The organism is Pseudofrankia sp. DC12 (genome assembly GCF_000966285.1).
GTDB lineage: Bacteria > Actinomycetota > Actinomycetes > Frankiales > Frankiaceae > Pseudofrankia.
The window spans coordinates 521225-540254 of the sequence record NZ_KQ031391.1 but is presented as its reverse complement, the minus strand read 5'-3'; the positions used below and the strand labels follow the sequence as shown (position 1 = coordinate 540254).

The 19030-nt window shown below is 75.8% G+C and carries 14 protein-coding genes; 7 read left to right on the top strand and 7 right to left on the bottom strand.

Annotated elements, in window-relative coordinates; translation table 11 throughout:
- Position 1: 1 nt before the first annotated feature.
- A complete protein-coding gene (locus tag FRADC12_RS30825) occupies positions 2 to 154 on the bottom strand; it encodes a hypothetical protein (RefSeq protein WP_157488667.1) in 153 nt (50 codons plus the stop codon).
- Positions 155 to 507: 353 nt separating this feature from the next.
- Between FRADC12_RS30825 and pyk the strand changes: the two genes are divergently transcribed.
- The 3 genes from pyk to FRADC12_RS02170 all read left to right on the top strand — a co-directional run bounded on the left by pyk (position 508) and on the right by FRADC12_RS02170 (position 5813).
- Positions 508 to 1923 (top strand): pyruvate kinase, encoded by a 1416-nt coding sequence (gene pyk, locus FRADC12_RS02195; RefSeq protein ID WP_045875349.1) that lies wholly within the window; start codon positions 508 to 510, stop codon positions 1921 to 1923.
- A gap of 1115 nt (positions 1924 to 3038) precedes the next feature.
- On the top strand, positions 3039 to 4790 hold the full coding sequence (locus FRADC12_RS28015) for a hypothetical protein (protein ID WP_052710640.1): 1752 nt from the start codon (positions 3039 to 3041) through the stop codon (positions 4788 to 4790).
- A gap of 78 nt (positions 4791 to 4868) precedes the next feature.
- Entirely contained in the window at positions 4869 to 5813 is a 945-nt protein-coding gene (locus FRADC12_RS02170; protein WP_052710639.1) for a hypothetical protein, read from the top strand.
- A 330-nt stretch (positions 5814 to 6143) separates the two neighbouring features.
- Here FRADC12_RS02170 and FRADC12_RS02165 read toward each other — a convergent pair whose 3' ends face one another.
- Positions 6144 to 6851, bottom strand: coding sequence for a response regulator transcription factor (locus FRADC12_RS02165; protein WP_045875345.1), 708 nt, complete (start codon positions 6849 to 6851; stop codon positions 6144 to 6146).
- Between the two features lie 645 nt (positions 6852 to 7496).
- Here FRADC12_RS02165 and FRADC12_RS02160 point away from each other — a divergent pair.
- Complete coding sequence (locus FRADC12_RS02160; protein WP_045875344.1) at positions 7497 to 8249, top strand: MBL fold metallo-hydrolase; 753 nt, start codon at positions 7497 to 7499, stop codon at positions 8247 to 8249.
- A 44-nt stretch (positions 8250 to 8293) separates the two neighbouring features.
- Here the strand turns inward: FRADC12_RS02160 and FRADC12_RS02155 are convergent, their stop codons facing one another.
- Both FRADC12_RS02155 and FRADC12_RS02150 read right to left on the bottom strand, forming a co-directional pair.
- Positions 8294 to 9880, bottom strand: a complete 1587-nt coding sequence (locus tag FRADC12_RS02155; protein ID WP_045875343.1) for a M28 family peptidase — start codon at positions 9878 to 9880, stop codon at positions 8294 to 8296.
- Between the two features lie 168 nt (positions 9881 to 10048).
- On the bottom strand, positions 10049 to 11374 hold the full coding sequence (locus FRADC12_RS02150) for an aminotransferase class V-fold PLP-dependent enzyme (RefSeq protein WP_084011252.1): 1326 nt from the start codon (positions 11372 to 11374) through the stop codon (positions 10049 to 10051).
- A gap of 143 nt (positions 11375 to 11517) precedes the next feature.
- Here FRADC12_RS02150 and FRADC12_RS02145 point away from each other — a divergent pair, with 143 nt between their 5' ends.
- Both FRADC12_RS02145 and FRADC12_RS02140 read left to right on the top strand, forming a co-directional pair.
- Positions 11518 to 12483 (top strand): quinone oxidoreductase family protein, encoded by a 966-nt coding sequence (locus FRADC12_RS02145; RefSeq protein WP_045875342.1) that lies wholly within the window; start codon positions 11518 to 11520, stop codon positions 12481 to 12483.
- A 96-nt stretch (positions 12484 to 12579) separates the two neighbouring features.
- Complete coding sequence (locus FRADC12_RS02140; RefSeq protein WP_052710638.1) at positions 12580 to 13671, top strand: 2-dehydropantoate 2-reductase; 1092 nt, start codon at positions 12580 to 12582, stop codon at positions 13669 to 13671.
- An 82-nt stretch (positions 13672 to 13753) separates the two neighbouring features.
- Here the strand turns inward: FRADC12_RS02140 and FRADC12_RS02135 are convergent, their stop codons facing one another.
- Positions 13754 to 15055: an L-2-hydroxyglutarate oxidase gene (locus FRADC12_RS02135; RefSeq protein WP_045875341.1), complete on the bottom strand. Its 1302-nt coding sequence runs from the start codon at positions 15053 to 15055 to the stop codon at positions 13754 to 13756.
- 266 nt (positions 15056 to 15321) lie between these two features.
- Here FRADC12_RS02135 and FRADC12_RS02130 point away from each other — a divergent pair, with 266 nt between their 5' ends.
- A complete protein-coding gene (locus FRADC12_RS02130) occupies positions 15322 to 16620 on the top strand; it encodes a GNAT family N-acetyltransferase (RefSeq protein ID WP_157488666.1) in 1299 nt (432 codons plus the stop codon).
- A gap of 198 nt (positions 16621 to 16818) precedes the next feature.
- Here FRADC12_RS02130 and fabI read toward each other — a convergent pair whose 3' ends face one another.
- Both fabI and FRADC12_RS02120 read right to left on the bottom strand, forming a co-directional pair.
- A complete protein-coding gene (fabI, locus tag FRADC12_RS02125) occupies positions 16819 to 17592 on the bottom strand; it encodes an enoyl-ACP reductase FabI (protein ID WP_045875340.1) in 774 nt (257 codons plus the stop codon).
- Positions 17593 to 17729: 137 nt separating this feature from the next.
- The gene (locus FRADC12_RS02120; RefSeq protein WP_084010398.1) at positions 17730 to 18998 is read right to left on the bottom strand and encodes a cation:proton antiporter; all 1269 of its coding nucleotides are present in this window, start codon (positions 18996 to 18998) and stop codon (positions 17730 to 17732) included.
- Between the last annotated feature and the right edge of the window lie 32 nt (positions 18999 to 19030).

Genomic DNA, 19030 nt, shown 5'->3' with positions numbered 1-19030 from the left:
GTTATTCCGCGGTGGCCGGTGCGCCGGAAATATCGCCGGCGCCGTTCTTCGAAGCCGTGGCGGGCGCGTCCCGCTGCTGCTCGGGTTCGTCCTGCGGAACGGCAATGTCGACGTCACCCGAGGGGCGGCGGTGAATCGCTGGGTTGTTGGTCATACCGCGCTCCGCGAGACCCCGTACCGCTGCGCCATCCCTACCTCCGCACGTCGCCGAACTGAGGGACCGCCGGGCGCCGGTGCTCGGTTTCCCTTGCTGTGCTGGGTCTTTGGGTCCCCTGGTGCGCTGCCGGCCCGAGGTCGCGGCGCGGAGGCTGTCGCCAATCCGACAGGGGACTGCCGGCGGATGCCGGTTGCTCGACCGTACGCCGTCGCGCGTCGGGGCGCACTGGGTTACGGCATGTCCGTAACGCGTGGACTGTCCGCCGGAGGTGGCGGCCCAAGCGCGACGCGCCGGCACCTCCGGATGGCCCGCCGTCCAAACCCGGACGATCATTTCCTAGGCTTTGACTCGTGCCACGAAGAGCCAAGATTGTCTGCACGTTGGGTCCGGCCACCAACTCCCCCGAACGGGTGCGTGCCCTAGTCGACGCCGGAATGGACATCGCACGCCTCAACTTCTCCCATGGAACACACGAGCAACACGCGACGGTGTACCGGAAGGTCCGTGAGGCCAGTGAGGAGTCCGGCCGTGCGGTCGGCATCCTCGCCGACCTGCAGGGGCCGAAGATCCGGCTGGGGACCTTCGCATCCGGTGGGGTGACCCTGGTCCCCGGTGAGCAGTTCACGGTCACCGTCCGGGACGTCGCCGGCGACCAGCACCAGGTCGGCACCACCTACCCGGGACTGCCCGGCGACGTGAAGACCGGCGACCGGATCCTCGTCGACGACGGCCGGCTGGTGCTGACGATCGACGGAGTCACCGACACCGACGTCCACACCACGGTCGTCATCGGCGGGCCGGTCAGCAACAACAAGGGGATGAACATCCCCAATGCCGCCCTCACCGTCCCCGCGCTCACCGACAAGGACGAGGAGGACCTGCGCTACGCCCTTGAGCTGGGCGTCGACATGATCGCACTGTCGTTCGTCCGCTCGGCGGCCGACGCCGACAAGGTCCGCAAGATCATGGACGAGGCCGGGGTCCATGTCCCGGTCATCGCCAAGATCGAGAAGCCGCAGGCGGTCGCCGAGCTGGACGGCATCGTCGAGGCGTTCGACGGGCTGATGGTCGCCCGCGGTGACCTGGGCGTCGAGCTGCCGCTCGAGGACGTGCCGCTGGTCCAGAAGCGGGTGGTCAGCGCCGCCCGGGAGCGGGCCAAGCCGGTCATCGTCGCCACCCAGGTGCTCGAGTCGATGATCAGCGCCCCCCGGCCGACCAGGGCCGAGGCGAGCGACTGCGCCAACGCGGTCCTCGACGGCGCCGACGCGATCATGCTGTCGGCGGAGACCAGCGTCGGTGCCTACCCGATCGAGTCCGTCTCGACGATGGCCAGGATCATCGAGACCGCCGAGCACGACCTGTCCCGGATTCCGCTGCTGCGCACGGCGCCGCGCACCCTCGGTGGCGCGATCGCCCAGGCCGCCGTGGAGGTCGGCGCCGCCGTCGGCGCGCGGTACCTGGTCGCGCACACGCTGTCCGGCGACACCGCTCGCCGCCTGGCTCGCTACCGGTCGTACGTGCCGGTGCTGGGGTTCACCCCGATCCCCAACGTGCGAGACCAGATGGCGCTGTTCTGGGGCGTCGAGACCTTCGTCGTCCCGTTCGCGAACAGCACCGACGAGATGGTCCGCCAGGTCGACGAGGCGCTGCTCCAGATCGGCCGGTGCAGCCCGGGCGAGCTGGTCGTCGTCGTCGCCGGGACACCCCCGGGCGTGGCGGGCATGACCAACACCATGCGGGTGCACCGGATCGGCGAGGCGGTCTGATCGGGCCGAACCACTCGCCCTCGAACCGACCGTTGGGGCACGCCGTGCCTGGGCGCGGCGGGCCCCAGCCATGCCGGGGCCGGTCCGGCGCCGCCCCAGCCCGAGGCCCTGGGCTCTGGCGGGCGATGCCGCTCGTAGCCGCGTGTGCGCGCTGTCGGTAGGGTCCGGCCAGTCGGTGTTTCCCACGCCGTGCCGGGCCTCCCCCGACGCGCGGACGACCGCGCGCGTGCCCGGCCCGGTTCGGGGCTCGCCGGCTCTCGGTCTCAAGGCGTCGGGAGCGGTGGATGGTCGAACAGCGCAAACCGGCGACGGGCCCGGACGACGCCGAGCCGTCCGGGCCCGACGCCGCCTCGCCGCGTCCTGGCCCGCCCGGGAACACACGCCCCGCCGCGAGCGGGCCGGGAGGGACGGGTGCCGGCAAGGGCCGTTCGGCGGGTCCGCCGGCGCCCCAGTCCGGCTCCGGCGGGCCGGCCGCAGCCCGTCCTGGCGCTCCGCGCCCGGCGGGCGCCGGGCCCGCGCCCGCCAGAGCCGCCGCCTCGCCGGCGGGAGGTTCGGGTGGCGGCGCTGCGCGCGTGCCCCCTGCCTCGCCCGGTGCTCCGTCGGCGCCAGGGCCTCAGCCGCGGCCGGCGGCGGCCGGGCCGGCCGGCCAGCGCGGGCTAGCAGCCTTCTCCCCGTCCCGCCCGGCGGGCCCGGGTCCGGCCGGGTCGTCTGGGTCGTCTGGGTCTGCCGGGCCCGCTGGGCCGGCGGGATCGTCCAAGCCGTCAGGGCCGGGCTCCTCGGGTTCGGCGACGTCGCAGGCGCCGTCCGCGCGGCCGGCGGGAACCGGTCCGGGAGCCCAGGCGCGGGGTCACAGCGGGTTCGCCGGGGGCGGCCAGCCGACGTCGTCGGCGGGGGCCGCGGCGCCGCCACCCGCAGGACGGCCGGGATCCGCGGCCGCTGGGCCGCCCGCGCGGCCGGGACAGCCCCTACCGCCGGCCGCGGGTACGCCGGCGGGCGGGCGCCCAGCGCCGCCCGCCGCCCGCGCCGGGACCGCGCCGGCGACCGAGGCGCCGGCGCCGCCCTCGGGCACCGCGGGCTCCGTGTCGGTCGCGAGGCCTGGGAATGCGAGCCCCCCGGTGGCGCCGGCCCGGCGGCCCGGCGGCGCGGCCGCCGACGCGGCGAGCGGCTGGTTCGCCCGTTCCGGTCAGCCCGATGCCGACCCCACGGCAGCCGCGGCCGGCCAGCCTGCCAAGTCCGGGACCGCCGCGGGCCGGCCGGCACCACCGCAGGGCGGCGAGCCGGCACCAGCGGGCGGTGTCGAGCAGGGACGCGCACGGCCAGCCCAGCGGGCAGCTCCCGCCGACGAGGGCCGTGCCGCCGCACCGCGCGCCGCCGGCACGCCGACGAGCGGTTCGCCTGGAGCCGGTCCGGCTCCGACCGACCGCGCGTCCGCGGCTCCGGGTGGCCGTGGCGCCGGTTCGCCCGGCGCCGGCCTGGCCGGGGCCGAGAAGATGTCCTCGGCTCCGGCGGGCCGTGGCGCGTCCCCAGGCGGCGGCTCGGGCCTTGCGCCCTCCTCGCCCGACGCCGGGAAACCGGTCCCGTCGCCGAACGCGGGGACGGCCGCCGCGGTGGCGCCGGCACCCGCCGCGGCGGCGCCGGCACCCGCCTCGGCGCCGTCCGGGCCTGCGGCGACCGAGCCGCCGACGCTGTGGGTCTCGTTGCGGCGAAACTCACCCCGGCCGCCCAACCCGGCGCGCCGGGATCTGGCCACGCCGGCGGCAGATCCGGGCTCGGCCCGCGCCGCCGGCGAGTCCCGCCGGCCGGCGGGACTCGCCGCGCCGGCCGACCCGGAAGGCGAGAACACCGCGGCGCTCGCCCGCCTCGCCGAACGGCCAGGACACCGGTCCGGCGGCGACCGAGCCGGCGACGACGGCCCGGCCGGCTCCCGTCGAGCCGAGGGCCGACCCGGCCAGCAGCCGTCGGGCCGCCACGAGAACGCGGGCCTGGCTGGTGCCGAAGCCACCGAGACGGACGAGGACGAGGATCTCGACGACGCCGACCGCCGGCACCCTTACCGTCGGAGCCAGACCGGCCGGGACGACCGCGACACCTACCGCCACGACCGGGTCGTCCTCGACGAGGACGACCGTGGCGGCGGCCGTGATGAGGACGACCGTGACGAGGACGGCCGGTGGCAGCCGGCTGTCGAGCCCCGGCACGCTTCCGAGCCCCGGCACGCCTCCGAGCCCCGGCACGCCTCCGAGCCCCGGCACGCCTCCGAGCCCCGGCACGCCTCCGAGCCCCGACACGGCTCCCCGGCGCCAGCCGTGGCGGCCAGATGGCCCGAGGCCGGGCGCGAGTCCGTCCAGGAGGCCCCGGCCAGGCCGCGGCGAAGGGCGCTGCCGGCCCTCCTGCTGGTCGTCAGCGGCCTCGTGGCCGCGGCCGCGGCGACGATGCGCTGGAGCACGCTGGCGACCAGCGACGAGCGACGTACCTTCACCGGCCTGACCGTCGGCGACGGGAGACTCACCCTGGTCTTCGGGCTCGTGCTCGCGGTGCTCGGCCTGGCGCGGCTGGCGCGGCGGCGCCTGGCGGCGTGGGCCGCACTGCTCGGCCCGGTGCTGGCCGGGCTGGTCGTCGTTCTCGCCGCCGCCGACCTGCTGGTCGGCCCGCCGACGCTGGCGACCTTCCGGGGCGTCTCCGCCGACAGGATCGTTGTACGGCCCGAGTCCGGGCTGTACCTCTCGCTCGCGGCCGGGGCGCTCGCCCTCGTTACCGCGCTCGCGCTCGCGCGGGGTGAGGCGGCTCAGCCACCGCGGCGCCCTGAGGGTGCCGCTGTGGCCGACCCCGTTCGCGGTGGGGGCCACCGCGCCGGCCAGGCTCGGTAGCCGCGGCCTGGCCCGAGGCTACGGGGAGTCACGATGGTCGACGGGCGTCACTCGGGCCGACCGTGGTAACAACGGCCCGTGGTCGAGCATCGGGACGAGCCGTTCGCCGCCGGCACCGGCGGGGGGCCGGCCGCGCCCGCCCGGCCCGGCCCGGCATCCGGGCGCCCGATCTGGGAGACGGACCGGCGGGTCGCGGCGGCCAGGGCCGCCTGGCGGGCCGCCTCGGCCGCCACCGCCGACCCGCGGTGGGCCCGGCCCGGCTCGGCGGCCGCCGACGGGGCCGACCAGGCCATCGCGTTCTGGCCGGATGACTGGCCGCCCGACGTGGTCGCCGCGGCGGCGCCGGCCGCGGACGGGTGGGTACCGCAGGCGCGTCGCCGGTCCCGCCTGATGCTGGCGCTGCCGGCCGTGCTCGCCGCCGCCGGGGCCGGGCTCACCATGAGCGCCTCGGCGATGACCTGGGCGACGGTGCGCGCGTTCGGCCTGGTCGAGTTCTCCGTGTCCGGGACGGACCCCACGCAGCACGGCCGGCTCACGTTCGGGCTGGGGATCGTCGTCGGCGTCGCGGTCCTGGGGCTGGCCGCCCGGCCGCATGGGATCCCCGCCCGGCTGCTGGCCGCGGTGACGGGGGTCGCCGGGCTCGCGACCGCGCTGGTCGCGCTGGTCGACATCGGCTACCTGCGGGGCGGTGGCCTGTTCGCCGGGTCGGGTATCGAGGCGACGACGACGATCGCGCCCGGCCTTTGGCTGGTTCTCGGCGGCGGTCTGCTGTCCCTCGCCGCGGCGCTGTTGGCCCGGCCCGGTCGCCAGCCCGTGGGCACGCCGCGCGGCCGGGCCTGGCCGGACGGGACGGCTGGCGCGGGCGCCGCCTGGGCCGCCGCGCCTGACGGGTGGGCCACACCGGCCATGGCGGCGGTCGCCGACGGGCCGGCGGACGGGCCGGACCTGGACGCCCGCCACGCGAGCGCGGCGACAGGTGACCCCCGCCCGGGGGACGCCGAAGCAGGACCAATGGGGTCGTGACCGATCTGTCGGGTTCCGGCAGAATCAGTGACGCCAGCCGAGTTCTGGGGAGATCGGGACCATCCTTGGGGGAGGACGTCCGGGTCGCCGGCTGGTGGGTGTCGGGGTACGCGGGGTACTCCCGGCGCCATCCTGGCGGATGCCGGCAGCCCGCGAGCCTGCCGGCATCCGCCCCGGTACTTCCGCACGGACCGTCTGCGGGCTTTCCGGCCGGCGAAGCGCTTGTCGCGTAGAGGCACACGCGGCAGCGCGCGTTTTGTTGCCGTCGCGTGGGCGTTGGCCGTCCGCCGGAGGCCGTGCCCGCTGGTTGGCCCGCCCGGAGAGCGGCCCTCAGACCGGTGGGTCGGTGGCCGACGGGTCGATGAGCCCGTCCTCCATGGCCCGGCGCAGAAGATCGATCTTGCTGGCGGCGACCCGGCCCGCGTCGCGGTACTTCTTGCGGACGCGGTCGATGTACTGTTTCGCTGTCTCCGGGGCGATGCCCATCCGGCTGGCGACCGCCTTCATCGACAGCCCGGCCGCATAGAACTGGAGCGCCTGGGTCTCCTGCGGCGACAGGGCCGGACGGTCCGGGGCGTCGTCGGTGAGCAGCAGGAAGGCCAGCGGCGGCGAGATCCAGCCGGTTCCGTCGGCGGTTCTGCGGACCGCCTCGGCGACGTCGGCCAGCTGGTCGGTCTTCGCCACGAACGCCGCCGCTCCGGCCCTGATCGCGGCACGGACCGTCGCCGGGTCAGCGGTCGCGCTGTAGACGGCCACGGACATTCCCAGGTCGATGAGGTGACGAATCGTCTCGGGCGGGCTGCTTCCGTCGCCGAGGCCGAGATCCAGCAGCACCACGTCCGCCTGACGGCCCGGTCCGGCCAGCAGGTCCCGGACCGACGACGCGGTCGCGATCACGTCGATCCCGGGCAGCTGGCGCAGCGCTGTCGCGAGGCCCTCCAGGACGATCGGGTGGTCGTCTACCGCCGCGACGGTGACGGAGGCGGGTCTTCCGTCGTCGAGCGCGGTGTCTTCGGTCTCCGGTGATCCGGGTGGCACCGCGGGGACACTGGGGGAGGTGCCCGGCGCGGAGCCGTCGTTCGGGACAAGCGGAGGGTCAGGGGGAGGCACCGCCCCATTTCAGCAGACCCGATCGTGGCTCACGGCGCACAGCCCGTCGGCGCCAGCGGCTGTAGCCCGCGAGTTGTGCCACCGGGAACCGGGCCACGCGACCTTCAGGCCCGTCTGGAATTCTCGCGGCGGGGTTGTCCGGCGGCCGGGCCCGGCCCCATCGGGCCCTCAGCAGCTGCAGTCGCAGTCCATCGTCAGCTGTCGGTACGGGTGATGCGGGCGACGTGCCTTCCCAGCCTGATCAGGCCGGTGACGAGCCAGGACAGTACGAAGATCGCCACCGGGATCCTCGCCAGCGTCTGTGAGAACTCGTAGACGCCGATGAGCCAGCTCGGCCCGGCGGTGGCGACGAGTGCCGGTGACCGCCCGCGGTTGGTGGTCTTCGGCGGGCCCGCCGGCTGTGGCGGGCGGACGCCGGCGGGCGGGGCTGCGCCGGTTCCCCCCGGTCTGGGTGACCGTAGCGTGCGCCCCGCTGCTCTTTCACCTCCTTGTAGCAGATCGGCACGGTCTTGTCGGGATCGGATCGCTTACCCGCGGGGCGCCGCGGCGACGCAGGTTGGCTAGCCTGGCGGCATGGAAGACCGTCCAGGGTTCCTCTCAGATCGGCGAAGCCGATCTGAGAGGTTGTATTTCCGCCAGCTGCTGTCGGGCCGGGACTTCGCCGTCGGTGACCCCATCGCGAGGCAGATGGTCAACTTCTGCTACCTGATCGGCGACCGGGAGACCGGCGAGGCCGTCATCGTCGACCCCGCGTACGCCGCCGAGGAGCTGCTCGGGATCCTCGGGGCCGACGGGATGCGGCTCGTCGGGATGCTGGCCACGCACCATCACCCCGACCACGTCGGCGGGACGATGATGGGCTTCTCGCTGGCCGGGATCCGGGAGGTGCTGGCAAGGGTGCAGGCGCCGGTGCACGTCAACAAGAACGAGGCCGAGTTCGTCCGCCGGGTCACCGAGGTGTCCGCCTCCGACCTCGTCGAGCACGACCACGACGACACCGTCGACGTCGGCGCGATCCCGGTCCGGCTGCTGCACACTCCGGGCCACACCCCGGGCAGCCAGTGCTTCCTCGTCGACAACCGGCTCGTCGCCGGCGACACGCTCTTCCTCGACGGGTGCGGCCGGACCGACTTCCCCGGCGGCAGCCCGGCCCAGATGTACGACAGCCTGCAGCGGCTGGCCGCGCTCCCGGACGACCCGGTCGTCTATCCCGGCCATTTCTACTCGCCGCCGCGCGACAGCGCCGCCATGTCGGACGTGACGCAGACGAACATGGTCTACCGCCCGCGCACCCGCGAGCAGTGGCTGCTGTACTTCGGCGGCTGACCGGCTGACCGGCTGACCGGCTGGGCGCCGGCGGGGTCAGGACCTCAGGACGGCGAGCCGCTCTGGGCCGGTGGCCGCACGCGCTGCGCCCGTAGGCCCGCCGCGGTCATCGCGCGGGTCGCGTCGAGGATCCGGATGACCGCGCGGGTGATCGGGAGCAGGCTGTCCTGGTCGACCTTGTCGAGGGTGTCCGCCTCGTCGAACAGGTACCAGGGTGCCGAGAGGAACTGGACGATGGGGACGCCGGCCGGGTAGTAGAGCGCCCCGTCGGACAGCGGCATCGGGCCGAAGGCATCGGGCGCGAGCAGCATCGACCGGCCCAGCCGCTCGGCGACCAGCGCGTCGTAGACCGTGCTCTCCAGCGCTGGGATCCTGCTGGTGAAGAACCAGCGCGGCACGCAGCGGCCGGTGGCCGTGAGGCGCCCGCCGGCGGCGGCGACGTCGCGGGCGGCGTGCTCCAGGTGCACCTCCAGCACGACCTTCGCCAGTTCGGTGCCGTGTTTCGCCACGTAGTCGACCAGCCCGGCGCCGCCGTGGAAGTGCCCGCCCTGGAGCAGAAAGCGCATCCGGTGCGGCCGGTCGGCCGCCGGCACCCGCGACCAGTACCTGGCCTGGGCCAGGACCATCGCGATCCCGCTGCCGTCCTCGACGGCGGAGGCCCACGGCGCGTCGTGGTGTGACCCGATCAGGACCAGCTCGTCGTCGCCGGGCGGGCCGGGCAGGTCGCCGACCACGTTGTCGCTGCGCGCCGGCGCGGTGGACGTCGCCACGTCGAGGCGGACCCGGACCGGGCCGCGGGCGAGCTGGTCGCGCAGCCACCGCCCGTCGCCCGCGCCGATCCAGACCCCGGGCAGCGCCGTCGGCTTGCCGTTGTACGGGAAGTAGTAGCGGTGGCCGCCGCTGGGGTAGCCGACGAGGCAGCCGATGAACGCGACGGCGCCGGCCTGGGCGGCCGGGTCGGTGACGGCGTCGGAGGTGCTGGCCAACGGCAGCACCTGGGTCTCGCCGGCGAAGGTTCCTGCCGGGTCGTACACCCGGCGGGACAGGTCCTTCGGCGCGCTGCCGAGCCCGGCGGGCACAGCCGGTGGGAGCGCCAGCGGCCGGGCGTCGACCAGCGCCGCTCGGCCGGCGACCGCGCTGGGGCTGGCCGCGTCGAAGCTGGCGAGCTGCGCCTCCAGCCTGCTCGCGGGCGCCGCGTGCGGCAGCGGGAAGCAGGCCAGGTCCCGGGCCGCCGCGCCGGCGGGGGTGGCGGTCAGCGTGTACCGCTCGGGCTCCCAGCGGGTCACCGCCACCGGCTCGGCGTGCACGTCGACCAGCCCGAACTCGCGGAACTTCTGGGCGACGAACCCGGTGGTCCAGCCGTCGGCGGCGTAGCCCGGCCGGCGCACCCCGCGCGCGACGACCTGGTCGATCCAGGACATCATCTCCGCGACCGGCGGCGGGGTGGCGCCCGCTGGCGTCGTGGCGGCCGCCGCCGTCGGGCGGCCGGCCGGCCCGCAGCCGGCCGCCGCGCCGGCGGTGACGACGGTCGTGGCCAGGGCGGTTCCGAGAAAGTCCCGCCGGTGGAGCCCACGGCCCGCGGATGGCCGGCCCACGGCCGCGTCGTCGGAGCCTTCTCGCGGCTTGGTCATGGCGCGCCTTTCCGCCGAGTTTGCGTGGGCGCAATGCCCGTCCGCCTCGTGATCCGGACAATGCCACACCCCGGCCGCGGGCCTGTGCGGCCGAAGGTCCTCTCGCGCGTCGCGGTGACGGCGGTTGGGGCACGCCCCGGGGCCGCCCGCCGGCCCGGCTCGCGCCTGTCAGCGGCTGAGCCGCTCCAGGGCCCCGGCGAGGCGGTCGAGGTCGGCCAGGGTGGCGTGGACGGGCGGGCTGACCCGCAGGACCGGGACGGCGTCGCGGGCCCGGGCCGGGCCGATCGCGGTGGTCAGGATCCGTTCGTCCTGGGCCAACCGGGCCTGGACCGCCGGCGGGTCGACGCCTGCCCGTGGCAACAGGGTGACGATGCCACAGGGGGAGTCGACGTCCTCGCCGAGCCGCCAGCCGGCCAGGCCATCGAGGCGGCGCCGGGCGGCGCCGGCCAGCGCGTGGACACGGGCCCGGACCGCGCCCGGACCGGCGGCCGCGTGCTCGGCCAGCGCGGCCCCGAAGCCCAGCCAGGCGGCGACCGGGGCCTCGCCCACGTCGAAACGGCCGACGCCTGGGGCGGGTACGACCCTGCTGCCCGCGGGCGCGGCCGGGTCGGGCTCCCAGCCCGCGGCGTGACCGGACGCCGCCGCCACGCCGAGGCGCTCCACGAAGTCCGGTCGCACGGCGACGAAGCCGACACCTCGCGGCCCGCACAGCCACTTGCGGGAGGTACCGGCGTAGGCCGTGACCCCGCCGGTCGCCCCGGCCGCCGTCACGTCCACCTGGCCCAGCGACTGGGCCACGTCGAGCAGCAGCGGCACCCCGGCGGCCCGGCACAGCGCCGCCACGGCCGCCGTCGGCTGGACGATTCCCCGCTGGCTGGGCACCTCGGGAAACGCCACCAGGTCGAGCCGGTCCAGGGCGCCCGGGCCGTCGCCGCGGGTGAGCCGGCCGAGGTCGAGGCGGCCGTCGGGCAGCGTCGGCAGGTCGACCAGCTCCAGCTCGTCGCGGCCGGCGCGGGCCAACAGGGCGAGCCAGTTCGACCGGAAGTCGCTGGGGACGATCCCGACCCGCCCGCCGCGCGGCAGCGGCCAGGCGGCCAGCAATGCCGCGAAAGCCGACGTCGCGGAGTGGTGGAACACGACGTCCCCGGCTCGCAGCGCCGGGTCGAGCAGCCCCGCGAGCGTCCCCCGGGCCGCGGCCAGCGGACCGGCGGCGACCTCGTGCTGGGCCACGTAGGAGCCGACTGTCGCCTCGGCCGCCAGGTAGGTCGTCTGGGCCGCGAGGACGCCGCTACTCGGCACTCCCGACGCGGCCGTGTCCAGGTGGGTCACGGTGAGACCCGCCCGCGCGGCCAGCCACGCTCGGCCGAGCTCGTCACCCGGCAGGGCCGGCTCGGCGGTGGCGGCCGGCCGCCGCTGGCCCGGCGCCGCCGGACGCCGGTCGGCCGGGCCGGCTTCGCCCCCGGCGCTCGACGGTCGGCTCTCTGTGTTACCCATGCTGTCAGCGTCACCCATGCTGTCAGCGTCACCCATGCCGTCAGCGTGCCTCAGCGTGGCCACGGAAGGGAATGGGATCAGGCCGGCGCGCGGTTGTCCGGCGGGAGGCGCCGGCCGGCGCGAAGTGGAGGGCGAGCCTCAGGATGAGCGACGGATCGGTGACCAGGGCGGTGCGGCTGGCGGTGGCCGGCGAGCCGCCGCGGCTGGAGGAGAAGGTCCAGCTGCCCGTGCCGGGCGACGGCGAGCTGCTCGTCGAGCTCGACCACGCGGGCGTCAACCCGATCGACACCTACGCGGCCACCGGGATGGTCGGCGACCTGGCCCGGCTGCCGCGCACCCTCGGCGTCGAGGGAACGGGCGTCCTCGCGGGCACGGCCACCCGGGTCGTCGTCACCGGTCTCGGAACCGGGCTCGTCCGGGACGGCACGTGGGCCGGTGCGGTCGTCGCGCCGCGCGGTGCGGTCGTTGAGCTGCCCGCCGGGGTCGACCCGGCGCAGGCGGGCGCGATCGGGGTCGCCGCCGTCACCGCGTACGACGCGCTGCACGTGCTCGGCGGCCTGCGGGCCGCCGACCGGGTCCTGGTGCTCGGCGCCGGCGGTGGCGTCGGGGTGGTCGCGGTCCAGCTCGCGAAGCTCGCGGGGGCGTCGGTCGTCGCCCAGGTCGGCTCGTCGGCCAAGGCGGACGCGGTCGCCGCGCTCGGCGCCGACCGGGTCGTCGTCGCGGACGCGGCGCGGCTCGTCGCCGAGCTGGACGAGCTCTCCCCGACGCTGGTCCTCGACCCGCTGGGCGGCGCCTTCACTCCGGCGGCCGTCGAGCTCGCCGCCATCGGCGGCCGGATCGTCATCCTCGGTGTGTCCAGCGGCGAGAACGTCTCGCTGCCGGGCCGGACCTTCTACCGCAAGGGCCTGAGTCTCCTGGGCTACGCCGGCCTGGTCGTCACGCCCGAGCGGCGCGCTACGGCGATCCACGCGGTGGCGGCGGGCCTGGTCGGTGGCACGCTGCGGATCCCGATCGACGAGGTCGTCGCGCTGGACCGCTTCGAGGACGCCGCCGCGCGGCTGCGGGAGCGGTCGGTCTTCGGGAAGGTGGTGCTGGCCACCCAGGAGTAGCCCGACCGGATGTACCGCGCGCAGTGGGCCAGAACACCGCGGGCCGGTGGCTGTCCCGGTGGCCCGGGCTGGGCCGGGTCGGGCACTCTCGTGGGCATGGCCGAATCCGCCCTGGCCGCGGCGACGTCCGCCTCGGCGTCGCCGGCCCGCCCGGATGCCGTCCCGTGGGAGCCGGGGCCGCGCGGGCGACCGGGACTGCCGAGGTCGGCGACGGCCGCCCCGCCGGGCCCGGAGATGGACTTCGTGACCGGGCGCCTGGTGCGTCCGGGCCGGCCGCGCTCCGGCTCCCCGCCTGCGCGGGTCGCGGTGATCGGGGTCGGCGCCGTCGGCGGCTACTTCGCGGCCAGGGCGGCGGCCTGCGGCGCCGAGGTGTGGCTGTGCGTCCGGCAGCCGTTCGACCGGCTGCGGATCGTCTCGACCGGGCCGAGCGGCGGCGACGTCGAGACCGAGGTGCCGGCGGAGGTGGTCATCGACCCGGCCCGGCTGCCCGGCTACGGCTTCGACTGGGTGCTGCTGGCCACCAAGGCGCACCAGGTGCCGATGGCCGCGCCGTGGCTCACCGCGGCGGTCGGCCCGGGGACGGCCGTCGTCGTCCTGCAGAACGGGGTCCGGCACGCGGAGCGGGTCGCGGCGTTCGCGCCCGCCGGCCAGGTGCTGCCGGCCGTCGTCTACATCAACGCGGAGGCCGAGGGGCCGGGCCTGATCCGCCACCGGGCCGGCGGGGTCCTGCAGGTTCCCGACGGGCCGCTGGCCCAGCGGCTGGGCGAGCGGGTGCTCACCGGCGGCGAGGTCCGGCTGACCGAGGACTTCCCCTCCGCAGCCTGGACAAAGCTGTGCGTCAACAGCGCCGCGAACACCCTCACCGCGCTGACCGGCCGGCGCCTGGAGGTGCTGCGCCGCGATGACATCGCCCAGCTCGCCCTCGCGATCATGGCCGAGGTCGTCGCGGTCGCGCGGGCCGACGGGGCCGAGGTCCCTGCCGGGCTGCCGGAGTTCACCGTACGCCGGCTGCGTGGCCAGCCACCCGGCGCCGGCACGTCGATGCTCTACGACCGGCTGGCCGGCCGGCGGCTGGAGCATGACGCGCTGCTCGGCGCCGTCGTGCGCATCGGCGCCGAGTACGGCATCCCGACCCCGACCTGCGCGGCCGTCCTCCCGCTGCTCGCGGCGATCAGCGACGCCGCCTGACTGCCGCGGCCCGCGGCCGACCGGCCGTGACGGGCCGGCCACGGGCCGGCGCGGCGGGTGACCGGTCCCGGACGGGTGCCGCTCAGGTGGCCGGGTCGGCCTGCGCCTGCGGCACGAGCTTCGCCACGATGTACTCGGCGATCGCGAGCGACGCGGTGGCGCCGGGGGAGGGCGCGTTGCGGACGTGCAGGACGCGGCCGCTGTGCGCGAGCACGAAGTCGTCGACCAGGCTGCCGTCCAGGGCGACCGCCTGGGCGCGGACGCCGGCCGGGCCGCGCACCACGTCGGCCGCGGACAGCTCGGGGACGTAGCGGCGCGCCTCGGCGACGAAAGCCCGCTTGCTGGCCGTGCGCAGCATCTCCTTGGCGCCGGTCTTCCAGTGCGCCATCGCCAGCTTGCGCATGCCCGGCCAGGCGACCGTCTGGCGCAGGTCCGCGGCCTTCACCGTGCCGACGGTGTAACCCTCCCGCGCGGTGGCGAGCACCGCGTTCGGCCCGACGAGCACCTCGCCGTCGACCCGCTTGGTCAGGTGGATGCCCAGGAACGGGTACCGCGGGTCGGGCACCGGGTAGATCAGGCCCTTGACCAGGTCGCGCCGTTCCGGCCGCAGCAGCCAGTAGTCGCCGCGGAACGGGATGATCCGCGGCGACGGGTCCTCGCCGGTGAGCTGGGCGACCTGGTCGGACTGCAGACCGGCGCAGGACACCAGCAGGTCGAACGGGCCGGCCTGCTCGGTCACCTCGTGGACCTCGGCCTTCGCCGCGGCACTCGCGCCGTCCGGGTGGTGGCCGTTCGGCGCCACCGGCGCGGCGCCGCGCGCCCGCAGCCGCAGCCACACGCCATCCGCCTTCTCCTCGATCCCGACGACCTCGGTGCCGGTGCGCACGGTGCCGCCCGCGTCGAGGACGTCGTCGCGCAGCGCCCTGCACACCGCCGGGTAGTCGACGATCGCGGTGGTGGGGGAGTGCAGGGCCGCGACGCCCCTGGCGTGCGGCTCGATCTCGCGCAGCTCGGCGGCGTCGAGCCAGCGGCAGCCGGGGACGCCGTTCGCCTCGGCCTTGCGGGCGATCTCCTTGAGCCGGTCCAGCTCGGAGTCGTCGACGGCGACGACGATCTTGCCGCACTCCTCGAACCGGATCTTGTGATCGTCGACATAGTCGCGCAGCAGTCCGACACCGCGGCGGCACAGCGTCGCCTTCAGCGAGCCGGGCGTGTAGTACAGGCCCGCGTGCACGACCCCGCTGTTGCGGCCGGTCTGGTGGCGCGCGATGTCCTGTTCCTTCTCGAGGACGGTGACCGTGGCCGTGGGGTCGACCTGCCCGAGACGCCTGGCCACCGCCAGCCCCAGGATTCCCCCGCCGACCACCGCGATACGTGCTGCCACCGGATGCCGCCTCCGCCTCGATGTGCCCCCGCGAGCAGGCCGCACCAGTTGCCCGGCTGCTCGTGCCGTCGTCCAGTATCGGCCTTGGCGTCCCGGTCCCCTGCGGGCGCCCTGGTGACGTACCTGCCGAGGCGCGCAGCCGATGCCGGTCAGGCGGGCGGATGGCCGGCCGGGCCGGGGTCCCGTGACCGGAAACTCCGGTGACGCCCGACCTGGGACCGGCGACGATGGTGCCCGCCGTCGATGGACCTGAAGGAGCGCTTGTTGTGGACGAGGCAGCCCCGCCCAGAACCCTGGCGGACGAGTCGAGGAACGGCCTGGCCCGCTCGCGCGAGGCCGCGGCGGTCGAGATCCGGACACTGGCTCCCGAGGAGCGGCACGCGGCGCGCCGGGTGTTCCGCACGGCGATGCTCTTCCTCGGGCCGCTGCCGAGCGCCGAGTCGGCCGAGAACACGGGTGGCGACGCGTTCGCCGAGCTGGACCGGCGGTTCGGCGCCTTCGTCGACGGCGAGCTGGTCGGTTGCGTCGACTCCTTCGCGAGCTGGCTGACCGTGCCCGGCGGCCGGCGGGTGCCGCACGCCGCGGTCAGCGGGGTTGGGGTGCTCGCGACCCACACCCGCCGCGGGCTGCTCACCCGGCTGATGCGCGCCCAGCTCGAGGACGCGGCGGGCCGCGGTGACGTGGTCGCGACGCTGCGCGCCAGCGAGGCGACGATCTACGAGCGGTTCGGCTACGGCGTCGCCACCCAGGTCGGCCGGCTGGAGGTGACGCTGGCCCGGGTGCGGTGGCGCCCGACGGCGCCCGTCGGCGGCCCGGTGCGGCTCGTCGGCCCGGTGGACGCCTGGGACCTGTTCGCCCGGGTCCATGAGGAGGCCGCGCACCAGCCGGGCGCGGTCGGCCGGTCGAGCGGCTGGTGGAACCGTCGCCTGCGGTGGGTCAGGGAGGCGGCCACCGCGCAGCTCGCCGTCGTGCACGGCGAGCCGGGGGCTGAGGACGGCTTCGCCCTGTACGAGCCGGTCAGGACGCCGGACTGGCACGTCGACGGCAACAGGGCCGTGCACGTGACGGACTTCGTCGCCGGCACCCCGGCCGCCAGGGCCGGGCTGCTGCGGCATCTGACCGGCCTCGACTTCGTCGACCGGGTCGAGTTCCTGGAGATGTCGCTGGACGACCCGCTGCCGGCCGCGCTGACGGACGCCAGGGCGGTGCGCCTCACCAGGGCCGAGGATGAGACGTGGCTGCGGCTGCTGGACGCGCAGGCGGCGCTCGCGGCCCGGACCTACACCGGCACGGGCCGGGTGACGGTGGAGGTCGTCGACCCGCTGCTCGCGGCCAACTCCGGCGTCTACGAGATCAGCGCGGCGGGCGCGGGCCGGGTGTCGACCAGCGGCCCCGCCGACCTCAGAACCGGCATCGCCGAGCTGGGCGCCGTCTACCTGGGCGGCACCCGCTGGTGGCAGCTCACCGCCGCCGGCCGCGTCGAGGCCCGGAACCCGGCGGCGGTGGCGACCGCCGACACCCTGTTCGCCACCGCCGCGTTGCCGTTCGCGGCCACCGGCTTCTAAACCGTCCGCCCGCCGGACGCTGTCCACGCAACCCTGCTGCCGGCCACGGCAGAGACGGACCCATGGCATCCGGTCATGCCTTGAACAGGCGTTGGGGCGCTCAGCGCCCGAGGCGGAGCCGGGGTCCCTGCCGCCGGATCGGCGAAGCCGATCTGGGAGGTCTGCGGAGGCGCGAAGCGCCGTCTCCGGCCGGTCGCCTCAAGCGCCGATGGCGTGGAAGCCGCCGTCGACGTGCAGGATCTCGCCGGTGGTGGCGGGGAACCAGTCCGACATCAGGGCGACGCAGGCCTGGGCCGCCGGCTCGGTGTTCGCCACGTCCCAGCCGAGCGGGGCGCGGCCGTCCCAGACCTGCTCGAACTTCTCGAAGTCCGGGATCGACTTCGCGGCCATCGTGCGCAGCGGCCCGGCCGAGACCAGGTTGACCCGGATGCCGCGCGGGCCGAGGTCGCGGGCCAGGTAGCGGGCGGTCGACGCGAGGCCGGCCTTGGCGACGCCCATCCAGTCGTAGCTCGGCCAGGCGACCGAGGCGTCGAAGTCCAGGCCGACGACGCTCGCCTTCTCGCCGAACAGCGGCAGCGCGGCCCGGGTCAGCGCGGCCAGCGACCAGGCCGACACCTGGACCGCGGTGCCGACCTCGGACCAGGCGCCCTCGACGAACGGTTTTCCGCCGAGCACCGCCTCGGGCGCGAACGCGATCGCGTGCAGCACCGCGTCGAGGCCGTCGACGTGTTCGAGGACCTGGCCCGCCAGGCCGGCGACGTGCTCCTCCACGGTGATGTCGAGCTCCAGCACGGGCGCCTCGACCGGCAGCCGCCGCGCGATCCGCCTGGTGATCGACAGACCGCGCCCGAAGCCGGTGAGCACGACGGTGGCGCCCTGCTCCTGCGCGATCCGGGCCACGTTGAACGCGATCGACGCGTCGGTCAGCACGCCGGTGACGAGGACCCGCTTGCCCTCGAGAAGTCCGCTCATGAATGGCATCCTGCCAAAGGCGCTGCTCAGGTCGGCATAGCCGGGGTGCCAGATCCGCGCGCCGCGTCTTTGTGGCCTGTCTACAACGGGCCTGGCCGGGCCTGGACTGGTCCGCCGCGTGGCGTGCCGGCCCCGCGTCACCGGTCCGGCTGGTCGCTGGCCGCCGGGAGCGCGGCGGGTCCCGGGTCCTGGGTCCGCGGCGCGGCGCCGGAGCCCGGCGTGGGCGGCTTGCGGCGGCGCCTGCGCAGCGCCGCGCGGGTGACGGGCTCGACGAACCGGGCGGCGAGCGGGCCGAGGATGGCCATCAGCAGCACGTAGCTGGCGGCGAGCGGCCCCAGCTTCGGGTTCATCCCGGCGGCGACGGCGAGGCCGGCGATGACGATCGAGAACTCGCCGCGGGCTACCAGGGCCGCCCCGGCGCGGAACCGGCCGAGTGTCGCGATCCCCGCCCGGCGGGCCGCCCACCAGCCGGTCAGCACCTTCGTCGCGATCCCGGCGATCGCCAGCAGGGAGGCCACGGCCAGCGCCGAGGGGATCGCGGCGGGGTCCGTCCGCAGTCCGAAGAAGACGAAGAAGACGGCGGCGAACAGGTCCCGCAGCGGGGTCAGCACCTCGCTCGCGCTCTGCGCGACCGGCCCGGACAGCGCGATGCCCACCAGGAACGCGCCGACCGCCGCCGACACCTCGAGGCGCTGCGCGACGCCCGCCACCAGCAGCGCGAGCCCGAGTGCCCGCAGCAGCAGGATCTCGTCGTTGCGGTCGGACCTGGGGTTGAACACCAGCAGCGTGACCTTGGCGCTGTGCCGCAGCGCCAGATACAGCACTCCGACCAGCGCGCCGAGCGCGACCGTGAGTGTCAGCGAGCCGCGGGCGATCGTCTGGTGCGCCAGCAGCGCGGTGACGATCGGCAGGTACACCGCCATCGCCAGGTCCTCCAGCACCAGCACCGAGAGCACCACCGGCGTCTCGCGGTTGCCCAGCCGGCCCAGGTCGCCGAGGACCTTCGCGATGATCCCGGACGACGAGATCGCGGTGACCCCGCCCATGACCACGGCCGCGCGCCCACCCCAGCCGAGCAGCAGCGCGGCGGCGACGCCCGGAGCCGCGTTCAGGACGAGGTCCAGGAGGCCGGCCGAGGCCTGCCGGCGCAGCCCCTGGATCAGCTCGTCGGCCGTGTACTCAAGCCCCAGGGTGAGCAGCAGCAGGACGACGCCGATCGCGGCGCCGGTCTCGATGAAGGTCTCGCTGGCCCCTAGTGGCAGCAGCCCGCCGTGGCCGAACGCGAGCCCGGCGAGCAGGTAGAACGGGATCGGGGAGATCCCGATCCGAGCGGCGACGTGCCCGACGAGGCCGAGGCAGAACAGCACGCCGCCGAGCTCGATGAAGATCGATGCTGTCTCATGCACGCCGTCACCCCCTCCTGTCCCGTCAACCTGGG